At 64.5% G+C, this 18,328-nt stretch carries 20 protein-coding genes and 1 pseudogene; 4 read left to right on the top strand and 17 right to left on the bottom strand.

From position 1 onward, the window contains the following. Positions 1 to 157: 157 nt before the first annotated feature. Positions 158 to 1,093 carry an alpha/beta hydrolase gene (locus AB0I10_RS25620; protein WP_363154955.1) on the bottom strand — a complete coding sequence of 312 codons (936 nt, stop codon included), beginning with the start codon at positions 1,091 to 1,093 and terminating at the stop codon, positions 158 to 160. Between the two features lie 80 nt (positions 1,094 to 1,173). Between AB0I10_RS25620 and AB0I10_RS25615 the strand changes: the two genes are divergently transcribed. After that, positions 1,174 to 1,710, top strand: a complete 537-nt coding sequence (locus tag AB0I10_RS25615) for a helix-turn-helix domain-containing protein (RefSeq protein ID WP_363154954.1) — start codon at positions 1,174 to 1,176, stop codon at positions 1,708 to 1,710. A 550-nt stretch (positions 1,711 to 2,260) separates the two neighbouring features. Then, positions 2,261 to 2,770 (top strand): hypothetical protein, encoded by a 510-nt coding sequence (locus tag AB0I10_RS25610; protein ID WP_363154953.1) that lies wholly within the window; start codon positions 2,261 to 2,263, stop codon positions 2,768 to 2,770. 132 nt (positions 2,771 to 2,902) lie between these two features. On the opposite strand, the gene AB0I10_RS25605 is transcribed toward AB0I10_RS25610, so the two are convergent. From AB0I10_RS25605 to AB0I10_RS25580, 6 genes are all read right to left on the bottom strand, one after another. Further along, entirely contained in the window at positions 2,903 to 3,748 is an 846-nt protein-coding gene (locus AB0I10_RS25605; RefSeq protein ID WP_363154952.1) for a hypothetical protein, read from the bottom strand. Positions 3,749 to 3,856: 108 nt separating this feature from the next. After that, on the bottom strand, positions 3,857 to 5,320 hold the full coding sequence (locus AB0I10_RS25600) for a hypothetical protein (protein ID WP_363154951.1): 1,464 nt from the start codon (positions 5,318 to 5,320) through the stop codon (positions 3,857 to 3,859). 3 nt (positions 5,321 to 5,323) lie between these two features. Then, complete coding sequence (locus AB0I10_RS25595; protein ID WP_363154950.1) at positions 5,324 to 5,650, bottom strand: helix-turn-helix transcriptional regulator; 327 nt, start codon at positions 5,648 to 5,650, stop codon at positions 5,324 to 5,326. Further along, positions 5,650 to 6,768, bottom strand: coding sequence for a site-specific integrase (locus AB0I10_RS25590; RefSeq protein WP_363154949.1), 1,119 nt, complete (start codon positions 6,766 to 6,768; stop codon positions 5,650 to 5,652). Before AB0I10_RS25590 ends, AB0I10_RS25595 begins: the two co-directional genes overlap by 1 nt. A gap of 288 nt (positions 6,769 to 7,056) precedes the next feature. Continuing rightward, complete coding sequence (locus AB0I10_RS25585) at positions 7,057 to 7,335, bottom strand: hypothetical protein (RefSeq protein ID WP_363154948.1); 279 nt, start codon at positions 7,333 to 7,335, stop codon at positions 7,057 to 7,059. 48 nt (positions 7,336 to 7,383) lie between these two features. Next, positions 7,384 to 7,572, bottom strand: coding sequence for a hypothetical protein (locus tag AB0I10_RS25580; RefSeq protein WP_363154947.1), 189 nt, complete (start codon positions 7,570 to 7,572; stop codon positions 7,384 to 7,386). Between the two features lie 13 nt (positions 7,573 to 7,585). Between AB0I10_RS25580 and AB0I10_RS25575 the strand changes: the two genes are divergently transcribed. Next, positions 7,586 to 7,882 (top strand): hypothetical protein, encoded by a 297-nt coding sequence (locus tag AB0I10_RS25575; RefSeq protein WP_363154946.1) that lies wholly within the window; start codon positions 7,586 to 7,588, stop codon positions 7,880 to 7,882. A 313-nt stretch (positions 7,883 to 8,195) separates the two neighbouring features. Here the strand turns inward: AB0I10_RS25575 and AB0I10_RS25570 are convergent, their stop codons facing one another. From AB0I10_RS25570 to AB0I10_RS25530, 9 genes are all read right to left on the bottom strand, one after another. Then, positions 8,196 to 8,627 carry a hypothetical protein gene (locus AB0I10_RS25570; protein WP_363154945.1) on the bottom strand — a complete coding sequence of 144 codons (432 nt, stop codon included), beginning with the start codon at positions 8,625 to 8,627 and terminating at the stop codon, positions 8,196 to 8,198. After that, the gene (locus AB0I10_RS25565; protein WP_363154944.1) at positions 8,611 to 8,808 is read right to left on the bottom strand and encodes a helix-turn-helix transcriptional regulator; all 198 of its coding nucleotides are present in this window, start codon (positions 8,806 to 8,808) and stop codon (positions 8,611 to 8,613) included. The genes AB0I10_RS25570 and AB0I10_RS25565 overlap by 17 nt, the downstream gene beginning before the upstream one ends. Before the next feature lie 104 nt (positions 8,809 to 8,912). Then, positions 8,913 to 10,379: an NAD(P)/FAD-dependent oxidoreductase gene (locus AB0I10_RS25560; RefSeq protein WP_363154943.1), complete on the bottom strand. Its 1,467-nt coding sequence runs from the start codon at positions 10,377 to 10,379 to the stop codon at positions 8,913 to 8,915. Positions 10,380 to 10,398: 19 nt separating this feature from the next. Continuing rightward, the gene (locus AB0I10_RS25555; RefSeq protein WP_363154942.1) at positions 10,399 to 11,841 is read right to left on the bottom strand and encodes a serine hydrolase domain-containing protein; all 1,443 of its coding nucleotides are present in this window, start codon (positions 11,839 to 11,841) and stop codon (positions 10,399 to 10,401) included. A 97-nt stretch (positions 11,842 to 11,938) separates the two neighbouring features. Further along, positions 11,939 to 12,955: an HTTM domain-containing protein gene (locus AB0I10_RS25550; RefSeq protein ID WP_363154941.1), complete on the bottom strand. Its 1,017-nt coding sequence runs from the start codon at positions 12,953 to 12,955 to the stop codon at positions 11,939 to 11,941. After that, positions 12,952 to 13,572 carry a DUF5819 family protein gene (locus tag AB0I10_RS25545; protein ID WP_363154940.1) on the bottom strand — a complete coding sequence of 207 codons (621 nt, stop codon included), beginning with the start codon at positions 13,570 to 13,572 and terminating at the stop codon, positions 12,952 to 12,954. Before AB0I10_RS25545 ends, AB0I10_RS25550 begins: the two co-directional genes overlap by 4 nt. Positions 13,573 to 13,773: 201 nt before the next feature. Next, entirely contained in the window at positions 13,774 to 14,133 is a 360-nt protein-coding gene (locus tag AB0I10_RS25540) for a hypothetical protein (protein WP_363154939.1), read from the bottom strand. A gap of 183 nt (positions 14,134 to 14,316) precedes the next feature. Further along, entirely contained in the window at positions 14,317 to 14,778 is a 462-nt protein-coding gene (locus tag AB0I10_RS25535; protein WP_363154938.1) for an AsnC family transcriptional regulator, read from the bottom strand. A gap of 10 nt (positions 14,779 to 14,788) precedes the next feature. Then, complete coding sequence (locus AB0I10_RS25530; RefSeq protein ID WP_363154957.1) at positions 14,789 to 16,219, bottom strand: amino acid permease; 1,431 nt, start codon at positions 16,217 to 16,219, stop codon at positions 14,789 to 14,791. A gap of 742 nt (positions 16,220 to 16,961) precedes the next feature. On the opposite strand from AB0I10_RS25530, the gene AB0I10_RS25525 reads away from it, so the two are divergent. Next, a complete protein-coding gene (locus AB0I10_RS25525; RefSeq protein WP_363154937.1) occupies positions 16,962 to 17,282 on the top strand; it encodes a hypothetical protein in 321 nt (106 codons plus the stop codon). A gap of 155 nt (positions 17,283 to 17,437) precedes the next feature. On the opposite strand, the pseudogene AB0I10_RS25520 reads toward AB0I10_RS25525, so the two are convergent. Continuing rightward, positions 17,438 to 17,760: pseudogene (locus AB0I10_RS25520) on the bottom strand (IS5/IS1182 family transposase); the annotation flags it as partial. Positions 17,761 to 18,328 lie beyond the last annotated feature (568 nt).

The raw sequence follows: 18,328 nt of genomic DNA, 5'->3' as shown, positions 1-18,328 counted from the left end.
CCTCCGCCCGCGCCGACCACCCGGCCGCCCGCGCCGCCGGCTCCGTACGCAAGGGCGAGCCGGGCAAGCCGGGCGGCCCCGGGTACGAGGACGTCAACATCAGCACACGCCCCTGATGACCGCGTCCATCACTGACGTTGCGATGCCCCTTCGGTCGTCACCTGCCGAGCAGGTCCTGGATCGCTTGCAGCACGGCGTCGGGACGGCGCCAGTGGATGGTGACGTGTCCGGCGTCGTCGACAAGGCGGTTCTCTCCGCCTGGGACTGATTCGGCAAAGGCCGTGTAGAGCCGTCGCTTGCCGTCGATCTCCTCGCGTAGGAGCGACTCGGATGTACTCCCCGACACCGCCTTCTTGAAGGCATCGATGTCCATGGTGGTGAGGACGATCAGCGGCACGTCGGGCATCGGCCCCGCGTGACGCACCTCGTCGTAGAGCTGATCGACGTTCTTCGCCTCATGGATACCGACCCGCATCCATTCCGGGCTGACGTGGCGCTCGATGAGCGGCTCCCGGATCTCCTCCGGCCAGTCGGCCATCTCCTGTGCCAACAGGCCGCGGTACAGCTGGATGAGTTCGTCGGGCAACTCGTCGGGCAGTGCCTGGTCGGGGTCCCATGACTCCCACTGGTCGACCAGCTGCTGGGGCATGTAGGCGTTGTAGTCCTCGTGCGCGGGGTCCAGCAGGAGCAGGCCGGACACTTCGTCCGGGAACCGCTGCGCGTAGTGGCGCGCGTAGAGGCCGCCGAGCGAATGGCCGACCAGCAGGTAGGGAGCGGGCACACCAGCGGTCTGCAGCAGCTCGCGCAGCTCGTCGGTCACCTCGGCCAAGGTGCGCGGCAGCTCGACCCGGTCACTCCACCCCGTGCCCGCCCGGTCATAGACCACGCTCGTGGTGAGCTCGGCGGCCCGCTCCTGGACGTTCCAGTAGTCCAGGCCGGCCGTGCCGCCCCCTGGCAGGAACACCACCGATGGGCCGCCACTGCCCGAGCAGTGCAACAGCAACCGCCGGCCACCCACCTCGTAGTACCGCCCCAGGGGCGGCGCTGCCTCGGTCGTCGTACCGGGGCGGACCCCGGACGGTCGGTCTTGCATCGCTGACTCCCTCACCATCGATGGCGCTGCGTTCCCAATTTCGGGAACGGTACCAGATGTGGGATCGTGGCCTGGTGGACATGCTTGAACTGCTTCTGCATCCGGTGCGAGTGCGCATCGTGCACGCCATGTCCGGCGGGCGCACACGCACCACCTCCGACCTGTGCGCGAGCCTGCCCGACGTTCCCAAGACCACCCTGTACCGGCACGTCGGCCTGCTGGCCGAGGCAGGACTGCTGGAGATCGTGGGCGAACAACGGGTGCACGGCGCCGTCGAACGCCACTACCGCCTGCGCCGCGAGCGGGCGACGATCGACGCCGACGCGGCCGCGTCGATGTCACTGGAAGACCACCGCCACGGGTTCACCGCGGCCATGGCCGCACTGCACGCCGAATTCAACGCTTACCTCGACCGGGATCACGCCAACCCCACCGCCGACTCGGTGGGCTACCGCCAGGTACCGCTCTGGCTCAACCAGGACGAACTCGCCGACCTCATCGGCGAGTTGCGCAACGTCATCGCGTCCAGGATGCACAACGCCCCCGCACCCGACCGCCGCCTCCACCTGCTGAGCCCGATCCTGTTCCCTATCGAGGAACGAACGCAGCAGGACTGACAGCGGGACGACCACGCCGGCGAATCCGACACTCGCCATCCCCGCCGACGAGGTGAAACTCAGGACCAACATGAATGTGCGACATCTCGTGAGTTCTTCTGAGCCGTTTTGAGATCTCGCCTGCGTGGTCAGCGCCTTCATCCTCCTCCGAGGCGTCTTCCGGTGACTGACGCAACTTCGGGATTCCCGAAGCGTTCTCAGCCTTTCCGGCTAATCGACGATCGGGCTGAAGGTGAGGAGGCTTGCGATGGCGCTGGCTGTCTGAGGCGACCTGCGCGAGTTCCACGAACCTTTGACTGGGGAGGAAGTGGAGCAGTTCGAGACCGACGTCCTGGCCTCGTCCGTCCTCGCATCGGCAGGGCAGGCGGACGGCACGATCCGTGGGGACTTCGGCCATCTGGATCGGATCGGCTGAGTCCTGCGTGAGTCGCACAGCAATTCTCGGCTGGACCGTTCGCAGGCCCCGAGCATCTACTTCCTGTTCCTGGAACTGCGGCACAAGGACGAAATCTGCTCGACCGGGACGCAGCGTGAAGGGAATCATGGGCGGGTGACGCCGACCGAATCAGCAGCAAGCGCCCTACAGGACCATGCCGCCCTCTGGAGCATGGGAGAAATCCGGGCCGGCGATGTCGTCAGTGCCGCCTGTGATGCGCTCGTCGCCGGACTCGACAGCCCTGAGCTCCGGACGTTGGCCGCCTGCACACGTGCTGAGGCGGACTACGACGTGCACGACTTGCTCCCTGGAGCACTCTACGAACTCGGCCTCACCTTCTATCCGATCGCCAGCGACGCCGGCCAAAAGGCCGCCGCCCGAGCGCTCGCACGTCGCATGCTCGTCGGCGAGCTGACACCTCGGGAGTTCGCCTTCCGGATTCACCAGCGCTACGGACACGAGCTGCCCTTGACTGAACGAATTGCCGAACTCGACGACGAGTACGACACCCTCGAATACGGCGACAGAACAGCTACGCAGATCGACGCTGAGGTCACGGCCGAAGCCCGCCGCCTCGCAGCCCACCCTCAAGTTCCCGCCGAACCCACGGACACACCTGGCTGATGCACACGGACCGACCCGCGAGTTCCTGCTGAAGAGGCTTCAGTTTCCCTGAACCCACGGGGCTCTACGGCCCCGGGACTGGTGAGCTCGCATGTTGAGGTGTCGCGTATTCCGGACGGATGCGGGCCGCCGTCACTCAGCGTCAACCGCGGATGGGTGCTCACCAGTCCTGAGACCGTAGTAGAAGGGCGAGGGCCCGCCGATCCCCGCCCGCTCCAGGAACAGCCCCTCGTAGTGCTGTAGCAACTCCATGCCGAAGTCGACCTCCGGGGCCGTCCCGTCCTCCTTAAAACTGCCGAGAAGAAGCTCCGTCCAGCGCTGCTCGACAGCCGACCACACCACCAGGTGCGAGGGCGCGAAGAACACCCACATGGCGTCGACCTCGTCTGGCAGCGTCGGGGCAGTCAACGTGTGTGCGATCACCGAGTCGAGACATTCCACGTAGGGCCGGTCGAAAAAGTGGGACACGATGAACACCACCCGCGCCCTGTCGGGCGAGGACTTATCCCGCAACTGCTTCGCGGCCTTGGCGATCATCGACTGGGCCGCCTCGACGACATCGTTCGCTGACACGAACGTCGACCAATGAGTGCCTGGCTCTTCACCTCGCTTCAGTGCCCGCGAGGCCGTTGCGTCGTGCTCGCGGAAGTCACCGGGTATCGACTTCACCTCGAAGTCGGCGAACTCGACACCGTTGCGACCGAGCAGCGACGACAGTGCGTCGCTGTCCGCGTCCGCAACGCGGTAGACGAGATCCACGCCGCCGTGGACGTCTATGGCGACCGGCACGATGCCGAGATAGGCGGTCGTCAGCATCGCCGCGAGATGCTCGCCCGCGGCCAGCTTCAGCTTCTTCAGGTCGCCCGCCGATACGTGCGCCGACAGCGCCTCCGTCGCCCGGTCCATCAGTTCGTAGGTGATGGCGATGACGTGGGTGCCGATGGCTCTGTCGAGGCTCTTGGCGCTGTCGTCTGTCATGGGCGCGAGTGTGGCAGCACCGTGACGCGGTCGCGACGGGTTTCGGGGCCAACCGGTAGGCGCGCATGTTAAGGCGTCGCGCGTTCCTCCGGGGTGACGGAAGCCCTGTCACCGGCTGTGGTCGCCGGGGGCGTATCGGCTCCAGGTTCCGCCGGCTTCGGTAACAAGCCGTGTGGCGGTCTTTTCGTGGTAGCCGAGTGCCTTCGCGATGACGGGGGCCGGGGCCTGGAGGACGAGTTGGCGGATCGCGGAGGTCCTGCCGCGCTGTGGCGGGACACCGATCTCGCGTAGGTGGGCCTGAAGGCTGCCTGGGTTCATCGGCTGCCCCGGTTGGCGGCCGGGGAAGAGCCATCGGGAGCTTCTGGAGCTGGCGTAGGGCAGGTCCTGGCGGGAGCGGACGTAGGCCCGCATCAGGTCGGTGACGGGCTCCGGGAGCGGAGACGGTGGATGTCCCAGGCTGACGGTGATGGTGGTGCCGTCGTCGGTGACGTCGTCGATGGTGAGGCGAACGATGCGGCTGACGGGCTGAGCATAGAGGAGAACGAACGCCGCAACGACCCGGCTCCGCAGCGGCAGGGAGTCGTCGTTGAGGGTCCGCCGGAGCATGGCGAGTCGGCGGTGCTGGTACAGCGGCGCCTGATCCTGGGCGATGACCTGGGGTGGAAGGGTGAGGCGGGGCATCCGGCCGGTCCTCATGCACCAGCGCAGGAACGTCTGGGCCGGGCGCCGGGTGGCCGGCTTCTCGGTGTGCCAGGCGTCGAGGTCGGCCTGCTGGCAGTGCTCGACGGTGCGGCCTCGGTCGGCGAGCCAGGTGAGGAAGGCGCCGGCCTGGGTGGTCTCCTGCTTGGCCTGGTGGGTCTGGGAGCGTCCCAGCGGCCCCTTCTCCGCCGCGGCCCGCAGGCGGCGCATCTGGTGCCAGGTGGTGAAGTGCCGGAGAAGCCGGTGGTGCTCGGGGTCATCGATGGTGGCGAGCCGTTCGGTCAGCCAGCGCTGATAGAGCAGGATTTGACGGTCGATGCGTGGGAGGACACCGCTGTCCATGAGCAGGTCGCGAACGTGGTGGACGGTTCGCCAGGGTGCTTCCTGGTCCAGCCCCTCGTGGGTGAGCGGGATGGTGCCGGCGGCCAGGCCGCGTAGCAGTCGGACGACGTTGGGATTGCGGAGCCAGATCAGGCGACTCTTGGGCCGATCCGTCTCCAGCAGGGCGGTCTTCAGTGGGTGCAGTGGAGGGGCGACACGACCGGTGCCGTCGTCAAGGAAGCGGGCGAGGGAGTCGGTGAGGGTGCAGCGCTCGCAGAGGCGCCTACCGAGCAGGAGCCCCTCGAAGCCGCAGCGGTCGCAGAAGAAGTCCCGGGTGATGCCCGCGCAGTCTCGGCAGATCGGCGTGCCAGTGTCCAGTCCGGGCAGCAGCCGGTCGGCTCCGCAGCCGGGGCAGCAGCCGCGGACGCGCATCGCGCGTTCGTAGCAGGTCCGGCAGATCGGGCCGTCCGACCAGTCTGCTGACTTCGCCGCCCGCCGGCCGCAGCGTGCGCAGTTACGGACGTGCCACCGCTCGTACTCCTCCGGTGTCATCGCTCACGCCTCGGGTGTCAGCCGGACGCGCTTGGGCCGGCGGGCGGCGAGGTTGATCGGCGCCTCCTCGCCAGCCGCGCGGCGGGCCGGAAGGTTCTGGGCCGAGGTGGTGATCAAATCGGCGGGTGTGCAGTCGAGGATGTCGCAGAGGGTGGCCAGCACCGGCAGGGACAGCCGCTCGGGGGTGCCGGAGACCAGGCGGTGGACCTGGGAGGAGGACAGCGTGATGCCCCGCTCGGCCAGATGCGGCATGAGCTCGGCGACGGTGAACATGCCGCGGGCGGCCATCAGCTCGCGCAGGCGCCACCGGTAGCTGATCTGGCGGGGCATCACGAGGTCCTTCCCGGCCGCAGGGCGGCCTCGATGGTGGCGTCCAGGACGCGCCGCAGGGAGCGGGTGCGGAAGTCGGAGGAGACGCAGGTGTAGATCGCGGTGGTGGAGGCGTGATCGTGGCCGACCTGCTGCTGGACAAACAGCGGGTCGTGGCCGTCCTCGATCAGGTGGGTGATGTAGGACCTGCGCAGTGAGTGGAACTCCAGCGCGGAGTCCAGGCCGAGGGCGTCGCGGTGGGCGGCGAAGCGGGAATCCAGGCGCTGCAGCCCGACCCGCGGGCCGCGCTCGGACGGCCAGAGGGCAGGGCCGGTAGCGTGCCGCATCCCGGGCCGCACCTCGCTGATCCACTCCTCGACGGTGCCGGGCGTCCAGGTCCAGACGGTCAGCACGCTGCGTCGTTTGGGCGGCGAGCCCTTCTTGGCCTTGCCGTAGCGGACCAGCAATGTGCCGTACTCGCCGAACTCCCACCCCTGCGGGTTGCGGCCGAAGTCGGTGAGGTCGAGCATCCGGGTCTCGTTGCGGCGCAGGCCGTAGGCGTACGCGACCTTGAACAAGGCGGCATCCCGGAAGGCCGGCAGCCAGCCCTTGCGCCCTCGGCCGCGAACGCTCAGGACCTCCTCGTCTGCGTGGTCGAAGAACGCCTCCAGCTCGGGGCGGGTGAAGGCCCGGCGCTCCGGCTCGCCCTCGGCCTCGTCCGCGTGCACAGCCGCGTTCCAGTCGTAGACCACCTGCACCGGGTGGGTACCGAAGTGCCGCAGGCACTCGTCGCTCCAGCCGTAGGCAGGGTTGGTCAGGAAGTCGCAGAACTGGCGTACGGAGCCCTGGTAGTTGCGCAGAGTGGAGCGGACACAGCCGTGCACGGCTCGCAGATCGGCCGACCACTCGTCGATGTGCTGCGGCGTCCACTGCCACGGCATCGCATCCGCGTGCCGGGTGAACGAGCGGACCGTGCGCTCCTGGTCATCCACGTACCCCGGCGACAGGTTCCGGGCAAGCTGCTGGTTGCGCCAACCCTTCAACATCGCCTCGAAGACCTGCTCGTCCGGCCGCAGCAGCGGAAGACCGTCTACCAGGTGCAGCCCAGCAGACCCCGGCGCGAGTCCGTCCCCAGCCATCCACGATCACTCTCCGTCTATCGCATCTGACGCGAGAATTTCGCATCAGATGCGACCCGGGGGCGTCTTTGCAGTTCAATCGCTCGATGGAGTGAGGCCCACGCACCAGCCCAGCCTCGGCGGCTACCGTGGCTCCGTACGATGCAGGGCTCAACTGTGCTGGTGGGAAGGCTCATCCTCAGCCTCGCCCCGGCATCCAGGACAGGTGTCGCCTATTCGCATCCAATGCAATTGGCGTCGGTAGGATCAATGGAACCGTGGTTGGCGCTGAGATCGATCTTGTAGCGGCTATTCGGCTTCGGCGAGTGCCCGGTACAGCGAGGCGACCGACGGGGACTTGCCCGCGATCTTGCCGGTCTCGATGGTGAGCTTCTTGGCGATCTCGGGGACGGGGGCGCCCTTGAGCGCGAGGGCGAAGGTGAGCATGTCGTCGTTGATGACCTTGGGCCGTCCGCCGTGGTTGCCCTTCTTCGCGGCGCTGACCTGCCCTTCGAGGGTCTTCTCCCGGATGTAGTTGCGCTCGATCTGTCCAGCGACCGCGAGGACGGCGAAGAACATGGCGCCCATGCCGTTGGGGTCATAGATGCCGGTGAGCGGGCCGGTGAGGAGTACGAGCTAGATGCCGCCGGCCTGGAGTTCGGCGGACAGCGTCATCGGCTCGGCGGCGTTGCGCGCCAGGCGCTTGAGCTCGTGGACGGCGAGGATGACCGGGGTGTCCGGGGCGGCCTCCTTGAACTGGTGGGCGAGCTTGAGCGCGGCCTCCACCTTCTCCCGGCCCCGCTGCTGGCTGAGATGCGCAAGCAAGCCGCACCCGAAGATGGGCTACAGCCTCGGGTTGTTCGTGCAGGACGGCACCTCACCGTCTCCCTTTCCGCAGCCAAGCTGCGGCGTCACCATCGTCACCCACAACGGCGGCGTCAACGGCTACGGGTCCCTGATGTACAGCACGCCTGACGGCAGGAAGACCCTGACCGCCTCGGTGACCAGCGGGGACGCCGCATTCGACCCGGCAAAGGAGCTCCCGAAGGTGCAGCAGAGGCTCGTCAACCTGGTGTTCTGCGGCAGGCAGGCCGGGTCGGCTGACTGGGCCAAGCCAGCTCAGCCGAACAGCTGAGCACCGCGGACCCACACGCCTTGAGGGTGCACTCCCTGCGATCGCGCATCAGGTAGAGCGCGAACCGGACCAGGCCGAGCAGGCAGAACTGGTCGACGATCCCGTCGGGGATGAAGTCGGCTGAGGGTTGCCCGCTCGGCCGTCGTGTGCGTAGTCGTAGCGCTCGCAGCCGGGGCCGGGATGGCGGCTTCGAGTGTGCAGGGCAAGGTCGAGCCCCTGCCGCGGCGTCTGCGCATCAACGAACCCGTCCGTCCATCTGCTCAGCTTTGGCCATGCCGGTATGGGACAGCAGCCGCGCCGGACAGGAAGACAGTCACTCGCCCGGATCGGCAGTCAGCTTGTGTCCTGCTCGGGTGTACGTCACCGACGAAGCGACATACGTGATGCCTCCGACTGCGCTCAACCACGTGAATGTGCCTCCGAATTCACCGCGAACGAGCTCGTAGAAGGTTCCGCATACGAGAGCGAGCATCAGCACATTCCCGGTCATCGCTCCCGCCCGCATATTGATCACACCGCGGCGCTCGTCTTCCTCGTGCCCGCTGAGCTGGGCAGCAACGTCACTACGTCCCGCGGACAGGGTCACAGTCAGCCCATACCCGATGATGATCAGCGGCAATGCGATGGCCAATGCGGTCTCCCCACGCACTGCCATGACCACCCCCATCACCACGCCACCGACCACGGTCAGCCCCAAGACGGCCCACCGGGTCATCGCGCGGCCGGAGTTACGCGTCGTCGACATGGAAGATCTCCTCAACGGTGAGCCCGAAGTGCCGGGCGATTCGTATGGCCAGCGGTAGCGAAGGGTCGTAGCGCCCCTGCTCGATGGCGTTCACCGTCTGCCGGGAAACCCCCAGCACCGCACCCAGTGCTTGCTGGGAGAGATCCTGGGCGCCGCGCAGCCGGCGAACCTCATTTCGCATGGATGGAAAGTAAGCTTTACATCGCCACCTGTCAAAGGTGCGTTGCACCTTCAAGGCCATCCGTCACACGTCCGAGGGCTGGCGGAATCCCCTCCTGGCGCGACTTAGGCCGGCCGTTGGCTCGGCGCAAGGGACGGGGGCGTGTGGACCCCGTACTTACGGCGCAGCACCGACAGAGCAGCGAGGTAGCCGGACATGCCGTGAACACTGGGGCCGGGCGGCGTGGATGCCGAGCACAGATACACGTCCGGCAGAGGGGTGCGATACGGGTCGATCTGGGGCACCGGGCGCAGGATGCTCTGGGTTAGTGTCATGGCGCCGGATGCGATGTCCCCTCCCACGTAGTTCGGGTTGTAAGCCTCGTAAGCAGAGGCAGAGATCCCCCGTTGGGCGAGGATGGTGTCAGTGAAGCCGGGGGCGTAGCGCTCGATGCGGCTGCGTACGATCTCGACCGGGTCCCGCGTGTCCCCATTCGGTACGTGTGCGTACGCCCATACCGGCCGCTTGTCGGGCAAGCCTCGTGTGAAGTCGACTGTCATGGGGTCGACCACGAGCACGAAGGGCTCGGCTGTGGCAATGCCCCTTGAGGTAAGGGTTTCTTGGCGGAAGGTTTCACGTTGCGTGCCGCCGAGATGTACCGTCCCCGCCTTGCTGACCTCGGGGTCAGCCCAGGGGATCGGGTCGGAGACCAGGAAGTCCACCTTGGCGGCGGCCGGCCCGTAGCGGAAGCGCGCGAGGCGGCGGGTGTAGCGGACGGGCAGCCTGGCACCGGCGATCTGCACGAAGCCCTTCGGGCTGGTGTCGAGCAACACCGTTCCTGCGTGGTCGAGTTCCCTGAGATCGGTGATGTGTCGCCCGGTGTGAATCTTGCCGCCGTGCGCCGTGATGTCGTCCGCCATTGCCTGGGCGATACGAACACTGCCGCCTCGCGGAATCGGCCAACCCGTGCCATGCGCGAGGTGTCCCAGTAGCAGGGCGACCGCACCGGCGGCGAGGCTGGGCAATCTCCCAACGGCATGCGCGGCGACACCGGTGAGCAACGACCGCGCCCGCTCAGTACGGAACAGCCCAGGGACGAGAGGGCTTCCGTGGGCAAGAAGTCTCGGCGCCAGCACGAAAGGAGCGAGGAGGTCACGGGGAATTCCGCGCTGGCCGGAGAGGAACAGGTCTACGACACCGGAGCTGTGACGGAGCAGAGGCTCCATCGTTGCCCGCCAGCGAGCCCCGTCGTGGCCGAGATGCTCGCAGGTGGCATCCAGACCGCGAAATGCGAGGCCGGCGGGACTGCCGTCCAGAGGATGGGCGTAGCTGATCTCGGGGTGCAGGAGTTCCACTCCGCGGGCAGCGAGGTCGAACTCACGGAAGAACCGTGAAGCCGCAGCCATTGGGTGCACAGCTGCGCAGATGTCATGGACGACATCGCTGTCGAAAAGGGGTTTGCTGCGCAGTCCTCCGCCGATGTCCTCTGCGGCCTCGTATAGCTCAACGCTGAGTCCGGCGCGAGCCAATGTGGCTGCGGCGGCCAGGCCGTTGGGACCTGTGCCCACAACCGCTACGTCGGTGCGGCTCATGGATGCCTCGCATTTTCCCTCAGAGCTCGGCCAAGATGACGAGCAGGAGCAACGACAGAAGAGATAGTCCGTACCGGGCTGCCAGTAGAATAGTTCTGATATTTGGCGGCTGATCGCGGTCTGGTTTGGGACATCGGCGGATGCCAAACAAGAAGCTAGCAGAAAGGAGCGCACTACCCAGAGCCCACACTATTGGCGGTACAGAGAGCCAGTCACCTATACGCCTCAAGAGAATGAGGAGAACTACCCCAAAAGCGATGCCGGCGCCGAAACATATAGGGTAGATCTTCCTGGGAAATCTGCGCCAGGCTACGTAGAGAACTGGACCTGACGCTCCTGCACTGCACAGTACTGTCAGCGCTATTTGAGTCAGGTCGTGCTCAGGGTGTGGCCTTTCGGGAGTGAGACCCAGCAAGCGTTTCCCGATAGCGCCGACAGGCTGATTGGTGTTGGAGAGGACAACTACGCCCTGACGGCTGGACCTGTCGAAACCCATGTAGGAGGTGAATCCACCTGTATCGCCGTCGTGCCACGTGATCTCTCGACCTTGCACCCGGGTCGTGTACCAGCCCAGCCCGATCCGACCGGCCCCACCGGCGTCGAACCGTGGCACGACTGCTTCGGTACCTGGTGCCGTGCCACGGAGCTCGGCCAGCAATAGGCGCGCAAGGTCTTCGCTTGTCGACCAGACGTCGCCGGCGGGCGAATAGCCTGACGCCAGCCAGTGCTGCATGACAGCACCATTGGACCTATATCCCGTCGCACTGTTACGAGGTACGGAAATTTCGGAGCGCACCGTTCGAGTGTTTCGCATTTTCAACGGCGCAATCACGTACTGCTGCAAGAGCTCTTCATATGGCTTGCCCACGACGCGAGCGGCTGACTGCCCGGCAAGCGCCATACCAAGATTTGAGTACCGAAATCTCCCCGTTCCACCGGAAGACGCATTCTGTCCGGCAGTAAGCACGTCCTCTTCGGATATCCCTCGGTAGGGATCCCTGCCCAGGATTCGCAGCTCCACGCCACGCACAAACATATGGAGATTTGATGGCATCAGGTCGAGTCCGGCCCGGTGGCTGGCCAGATCCCGGAGAGTGGCCGAGCCCAGCGCCGGATCACTGAAGCGCCTATCGGGCAAAAGCTTCTGCAGGGATATGTCGAGTTGCAGACTGTTCCGGGAGGAAAGTTCAGCGAGAAGCATGCCCGTCATCGGCTTGCCGAGCGAACCGGCCTCAAAAACTGTGGACTTGTCGACTCTGGGTCGCTCGGGATTGTCTGATTCACCAATTCCTGCAAAACGAATCCGGTCGTGATTGATCACGGCTACGGCGAGCCCGCGATATCCGCGTGTGTCGCCCGCCGCCGCGCGAACCTGATCGGCAAGCGCGACGTCCCCTGTCGTCGCGCTGCTGAGAGTTGCCGGACACGGTAGGAAGAACATCCAGGAGGCGACCACGATCACGACTGTGATGCAGAGCAGGACGAGGCAGCGGCGTTGGTGTCGCCATATATGCGTCAGCCTCACGCGAGTCGTCCTGGATCCGTGCGCCATGCCTACCTCAGCTGGCATGAGCCGCCGGTTCGAGACTGCGGCGCTTATTGAATAGCTTCTGCGCCTTGCAGGCAAGGCGGCGGTAGTGCTCGTCTCCCATGATGAGCAATTCCAATGCAATCATGGTCGAGGAGAAGGTAAGGAGTCCGCTCATGTAAACGGCTATTCCCAGGTGCAGGAGAACGCCGCAGGTTACGGCGAAAGGCCGCAGGGAGCGCTTCAGGAGGAGGAACGAGAATGCAAGCTGGAAAAATACGGTCGCGTATGTCATCGCCACCACGAGGGTGGCGTGCTCGTAGACGAAGTGATTGACACCTGGCCATCCGAACTCGCCCACGCGGAGGATATAGTAGAGCGCGGTTCCGTTCTGCCAGCGTTCGCCCTGAACCTTGTACATTCCCGAAACAAGGTAAATCGTACACACCTGAAGAATGGCGGCCAGCAGGCCGGCATGATGGAGGAGTGATCCGATCCGATACCGCATTGATTCGACGTCAGGCTTCCATTGCTTCCGGCGGCGCAATCGGGCGTCGAGCGAGAAGCGAGAACCGGAATCGATAAATACGAAGAAGATGAGGACGATGACGGTTGCGTTGTCTCCGCCGTCCAGAAGCACGGGGTTCCTCTGTTGGAGGGACCACAGGAAGATGTAGTGCAGCACCGTCATCGCCCGGGTCTTCCACCCCAGCATGAACAGCAGGGCGATCACTGCGCCCGCATGAAACACCAGCTGGAACCACGTCTCGGACTTGCTGAGCGAGTACACGGAGAACACGTCATTGTTCGGTCCGCTGAAATTCTGCCAGGGCCATACTCCGTCCGGGCCCCAGAGAATGCTTCGGTGAAAATAGTCCCGAAGATAGTAGTACAGGCCGATGGCGCCCAGGATGATTCTGGTAAGAGCCGCTCCGATAAGCGCATTGCGTCTTCCGCTGAATCTCTCAAGCAGGGAGTACGCCGTCGCCTTCATGCTGACCAACGCAATATTGTTACCGGCGTCGATTCGGATTTCTTTTTCCGTCATCCTTCAACCTTAACCGGCTTCATCCACGCCAGATCATAGTAAGAAACCTTACCCTTGGCGTCTCGCGCATAACGTTGCGAGAATCTGGGAAATTCATTGGATACGATCCGCACTTGCACGTACTCGACGTCAGCCCCCCACAGCTTGCTGGCTTGAGCGCTGGCGAACGACTGGGCGAATCGTATGGCCTCGTCGCGGGAGTCTTTTTCGCTCTGACTGAGGGGCGGATTTTCGCTCCCCTTCTTGTCGCTCCGTGTCCCCTTCCCAGGAGTTTCGGTGCCCTGGTTCTTCTTTCTCATTTTTTCGAGTTCAGGGTCGCGCCAGGATTCGAGTAGCTGCGGCACGCCGGCGGCAACACGGAACTCTCTCGAAGGCCAGAAACGCTCGCCATAGAGTTTCTGCTGGACCGGTGACGTCACATCGGTCCACTCCGTGGTGGTTGTCGATCCGTCCGGCTGACGCATTTTCGCCCGCACAAGTACACCATTATCCCTGTCAATGGGGTCCGGCGCAAAGAGATGCCAGTCCTGGCCGAAGTACGGCAACATATAGGAAGTGATTTCCTCGCCATACTTTTCTTTGACCGGGTTGAGCGGCATTTCATAAAGAGCTGTCATGCCGAAATGAAAGGCCAAGACAAAAGGGATGGCAGCGCCTGTGGCCAGTAGCGCACGCCTCCTGGATCTGCTCCATTTCGCGAATGGCGCACCTTCGAGATTCGAATCTTCCACCGTTCCACTTGCCTTCCAGACGAGGCTGTGAGGCGGGCACGGCTTACGTGCCCGCCTCACAGGACTGATCAAGCAGTCTTTCTACTGTCAGTCAAAAATGCGAGACATGCCGGCCCCGCCGACCTCCGAGGAGGTAGGAATTCCACCCCGCCGGAACATCTTCTCCTGGGCCTTCGGGGCGTGCCCGAACACCTTCTTTCCACCTTCATAGACCGCGTTGCCCACAACGCCCGATGCCACGCCCTTGGCGAACTGGGCCCAGCCGCAACGGGGCTCGACGCGACCGTCACCGCCAACGACGTTCTCGGGCTTGGTGGACGCCTCCTGGAAAGCAACCGCGGTGGTTTCGCTCTTGGTGGCAGGTGCCGCAGCCGCGGTGCCTACCGTGACGGCCGTGGCGCCAACAGCCAACGCAACTCCCGCGACTACAAGCTTGACCCTGTTCATTTCTTTTCCCCTCTTTAACGATGCACTTATATTCGGAGGTTGAGAATTCACCCCCCGTGGTCATAAGTGACGCTCATGACCTTATAGGGCGAAGCGATCTTGAACAAGTGTTCGAAATCACAATTAACCGAAGCTGGGCGCAAAAAACTCGTTAAAAATGCCCGTCCGCAAATTTGTTGCGCATTAATCTATGGACGGGGCGTCGCTGATCCTGCGGATAAGTGGTGACTGGATCAGCGAGGATTTCGTGCACTCAACGAAAGGCTCGTCCTCGATACGCTGTAGCACCTGCTGGAAGTGCCCGATTCCTGACACTGAGACGTGCACCAGGGCGTCAGCATCCCCAGTAATGGTGGACGCAGATACCACTTCGGGGTGGTTCGAAAGTCCGCGTCGGATCATCTCGGGTGTTGTGTTGCGGTGGCAGTAGAGCTCGATGACTCCCTCGATCTGCCGGCTGGCCGAGTGTGGATTGATCCGGACGGTGAAGCCCAGGATCGCGCCTTCCTCGCACAGCTTGTCCACGCGACGCTTAACCGCTGGAGCGGAGCGGCCGACCTCGACGCCGATGTCCGCGTATGAGCGGCGAGCATCTCCTGACAAGGCTCGCACTATGGACTCGTCAATGTCGTTCGTCTTGCTCACGACTGGAGGATTACTCTCCCGCTGCAGCGAGCTTGGAGCGACGTCTGCCATACCCGAAATAGAACGCGAGACCCGCTGCCATCCAAATCCCGAAGACCTTCCACGTCACGGCGTCAAGGTCGAACATCCTCCACAAGCACAGGATGAAGCCAATGGCCGGGACGAGGGGAAACAAGGGGGCACGAAAGGCACGCGGCATGTCAGGGCGGGTCCGCCGCAGCACGATCACGGCGACGTTGACGAGGGCGAAGGCAAACAGGGTGCCGATGCTCGTAGCCTCGGCAAGCTGCCCTAGAGGGACTGCAGCGGCGAGGAGGCCGCAGAAGAGCGACACGATCACAGTATTGGCGCGCAGGGCGCCCGTGCGCGGGTGGACCCGGGCGAACACCCTGGGGACCAAGCCGTCCCTCGACATCGCGAAGAGAATTCGAGTTTGTCCGAACAACACGGTCAGGACCACGCTGGCGATGGCTACGACAGCTCCGGCTGCCAGCAGCACGGCCCAGAAACTCTGGCCGGTGACGCTTTTCATGATCTCGGCAAGTGCGGCTTCCGACCCTTTGAAGCCTTGCCAGGGCATGGCGCCCACAGCAGCCGCGGCCACGAGGCAGTACAGCAACGTGACGATCGCAAGGGAGAGCATGATGGCGCGCGGAAGGTCCCGTTGCGCGTTGCGCGCTTCCTCACCCGCCGTGGAAGCAGCGTCGAAGCCGACGAACGAGAAGAAGAGTGTCGTGCTGGCAGCGCTGACGCCGGCCATACCGAGCGGCATGAACGGCGCATAGTTGCCGGCCCGGATGCCCAGGAATGCCACCGCGCAGAAGAGCACCAGCGTCGCGATCTTCACGACGACCATGACGGTGTTCGCGCGGGCGCTTTCCTTCGCTCCGCCTAGCAGGAAGACCATCGCGAGCAGTACAACGAGCAAGGCCGTGAGGTTGAAGTAGCCGCCGTCACCCGGCGGTGAAGCCAGTGCGGCAGGGATCGTCACCCCGAGGGTTCCGTCCAGCAGCTCGTTCAAGTACTGGCCCCAGCCCACAGCTACGGCCGCGACTGACACCCCGTATTCAAGGATCAGACACCACCCGCAGATCCAGGCGACGAGTTCACCAAGAGTGACGTACGCATAGGAGTAAGAGGACCCGGACACCGGCACAGCGCCGGCCAGCTCCGCGTATGAGAGCGCCGAGAACAGGGCAGTCAGGCCCGCGATAACGAAAGAGAGGACGACCGCGGGGCCCGCCTCGGGTACGGCTTGACCCAACACGACGAAGATTCCGGTGCCCAGCGTCGCGCCGACGCTGAGCATCGTCAGTTGCCACACGCCCAACGAGCGGTGCAGCGAGCCCCCTTGGCCTTGGCCGCCTTCCGAGATCAGTTGTTCGACTTGCTTGCGCCGAAAGAGCGCAGAGCTTCTTGACGTGGTGGCCAGAGTGGTCAGCTCTGAACCTGGTTCCGACACGGAAGTGCCCCCGTTAACGCCGTGACCAGCAAAGATCAACGACGCTCAGCCTAAGAGCCGCCCGAGGTTGGCGTAATGCCTCTTCGTTGCAAACGTGTGGCTGATCGTTGCGCATCACAGAATATGACGCGGAATTGATGCAAATTTCAACATGATTCGATGTGGGCATTTAGTGCCAAGTCTGGGCGTGTGTGGGCGTGTCGGGCTCGGTGGGCGCTGGCTCACCTGCACCGAGTGGTGGCGACGGACGAAGGGCCCCGGGATGGCTCGAAATTGCTGGCACAGGCCCGGCAGGGGCGGGCGGTGGAGCGACGGGCGCTTGAGCCAGTAGGCGGTGCAGGTAGTCAGGTGGCCAGCGACTCCTTCAGGCACGCAGCCACAACTTCGGCCGGGTCGAGGTCTGGGGCTTCAGCGGAACTGGAAGAGGGGCAGTCGTGCACCGCCGGCTTAGAGTGACTCGCGCATCGCGGCACGTCTTCTGTCAGTCATGAGCCATCTACCGCGGGGCGAGCGTGGCTCAGCTCGCCGAGTACCAGTCCGCGTATCGGCACCCCTACCACCATTCGAAGGTTGAAATTCGGAGTATTGCGTTTTTGGTGGCCTAAATAATCTCTTGTGTTCCTGGCGCGGGGTGTGATGATCTTCGCCTCGTTCGGCTGGCGCCGATGCCCGTCAGGCGACGGGCAATTGCCTGGCAAGAATCTTGTTCGCAAAGGAACTCATGAAGATCAAAGAAATTGTCGCGGCTGTGGGCATCGCCGCGACGGGAGTCGCGTTCGCCATCGCCACTCAGGGCAGCGCGCAGGCTGTGCCGGCCCATCCGACCTTGGCAATGAAAGCGCCCACCGGGACCCAGGCTGACTGGAAGCCCCCCGTCGGGTATGTCCTTGAGCGTTCGTTCATGGGTGACGACGCCTCCTGCCGGAAGGAGGGCGACCGAGGAGTATCCGGAGCAAAGTGGCGTCGGTATGTGTGCCACGAGAAGATGGTGCAGGTCGCCGATGTTTGGACGCTTATGCAGTCCCTGTACGTCAAGAAGTGAGTCGTGACCGGGTCTGCAAGCGGTCACAGCCCACCAAGTTTCCCTTCTAGGTCATGTCCGGGCGATCACTTGCGGGTCGCGGTGGGCCGTTGATCTCCGGCATAGGCTGGGGTGGCAGAGTGAATGCCGGTGTGGGAAGCCAGACGGTTACAGCCGGCGGTTACGGTGCCGAGATAGACGTAACCGATCTTGTCGTAGCGTGTTGCGACGGCACGGTGGGTTTGAGCCTGTTGATCGCCCGTTCTACGGTGTTGCGATTCTGTACCGCTCCTTGCCGGAGCCTGGTGGCCGCCCGCTTTTGGATCCGCGCTTGAGTCGGGCGGCCCGGGAATCGGACTTCTCCAGAATCGTGGGGCGGATGCCCCGTCGCCGCAGGTACTCGCGGCACGGCCTGTTGCTGTATGCCTATCAGCCGCGACGCCGGCTGGCTTCTTGCGGGGGGGGGGCGGCCCGGACCGACTCTGGGGACCCGGATCTTCTGCCGTGTCCGAATGGCCGACCGTGCTGCGGGGGCGGTGTCACTCGCCCTGGCGTGCACGTCGGATGGCGGATGCAAGTTGTTCTACGCTGGGGGCACCGGTGGTGCGTCCGTCGGCGTCGCGGTAGATCCGGCACGAGACGCTGGCGGTGGTGTCCGGCGTGGTGCTGGGGGCGACCGCGCCTCCGCCTGGCAGGCACATCCCTTCGCGCAAGCAATCGGCGTACCGTCGGCAGCAGAGCCCGTGGCGCGCAGCGAAACTCCCCCTGCGGAAACGCTCCCGTTCCGGGGCCGAGTGCACCGCCGTGCGCATAGGCACCCGAAAGCCCCCTGATTCCCCAGCTCAGAGCGCGGGTTCGATTCCCGTCACCCGCTCCATAGTTGAGGCCCAGGTCGGAGACCTGGGCCTTGTTCGTTGTCTAGACGTATCGGACCTCTCCGCACCCTCCGCGTGCCCAACTCGCAGGAATGCCCTGCTCGGAGGACCTTTCCCGCGCCGCCTGCACCGCGTGGGCGCGAAGCACTCTCGAACCGCGAGACGCATTTCATGTGACCTGGGCCACGAGTG

Origin of the sequence: Streptomyces sp. NPDC050636 (assembly GCF_040654775.1) — a bacterium.
GTDB lineage: Bacteria > Actinomycetota > Actinomycetes > Streptomycetales > Streptomycetaceae > Streptomyces.
The sequence above is the reverse complement of the archived record's forward strand: the minus strand, read 5'-3'. Positions and strand labels throughout refer to the sequence as shown.

Coding starts and splice junctions, on each gene's coding strand:
- AB0I10_RS25620 (WP_363154955.1), bottom strand. CDS start 1,093: ATGCAAGACCGACCGTCCGGGGTCCGCCCCGGTACGACGACCGAGGCA.
- AB0I10_RS25615 (WP_363154954.1), top strand. CDS start 1,174: ATGCTTGAACTGCTTCTGCATCCGGTGCGAGTGCGCATCGTGCACGCC.
- AB0I10_RS25605 (WP_363154952.1), bottom strand. CDS start 3,748: ATGACAGACGACAGCGCCAAGAGCCTCGACAGAGCCATCGGCACCCAC.
- AB0I10_RS25600 (WP_363154951.1), bottom strand. CDS start 5,320: ATGACACCGGAGGAGTACGAGCGGTGGCACGTCCGTAACTGCGCACGC.
- AB0I10_RS25595 (WP_363154950.1), bottom strand. CDS start 5,650: ATGCCCCGCCAGATCAGCTACCGGTGGCGCCTGCGCGAGCTGATGGCC.
- AB0I10_RS25590 (WP_363154949.1), bottom strand. CDS start 6,768: ATGGCTGGGGACGGACTCGCGCCGGGGTCTGCTGGGCTGCACCTGGTA.
- AB0I10_RS25585 (WP_363154948.1), bottom strand. CDS start 7,335: ATGGGCGCCATGTTCTTCGCCGTCCTCGCGGTCGCTGGACAGATCGAG.
- AB0I10_RS25575 (WP_363154946.1), top strand. CDS start 7,586: ATGGGCTACAGCCTCGGGTTGTTCGTGCAGGACGGCACCTCACCGTCT.
- AB0I10_RS25570 (WP_363154945.1), bottom strand. CDS start 8,627: ATGTCGACGACGCGTAACTCCGGCCGCGCGATGACCCGGTGGGCCGTC.
- AB0I10_RS25565 (WP_363154944.1), bottom strand. CDS start 8,808: ATGCGAAATGAGGTTCGCCGGCTGCGCGGCGCCCAGGATCTCTCCCAG.
- AB0I10_RS25560 (WP_363154943.1), bottom strand. CDS start 10,379: ATGAGCCGCACCGACGTAGCGGTTGTGGGCACAGGTCCCAACGGCCTG.
- AB0I10_RS25550 (WP_363154941.1), bottom strand. CDS start 12,955: ATGACGGAAAAAGAAATCCGAATCGACGCCGGTAACAATATTGCGTTG.
- AB0I10_RS25545 (WP_363154940.1), bottom strand. CDS start 13,572: ATGACAGCTCTTTATGAAATGCCGCTCAACCCGGTCAAAGAAAAGTAT.
- AB0I10_RS25540 (WP_363154939.1), bottom strand. CDS start 14,133: ATGAACAGGGTCAAGCTTGTAGTCGCGGGAGTTGCGTTGGCTGTTGGC.
- AB0I10_RS25525 (WP_363154937.1), top strand. CDS start 16,962: ATGAAGATCAAAGAAATTGTCGCGGCTGTGGGCATCGCCGCGACGGGA.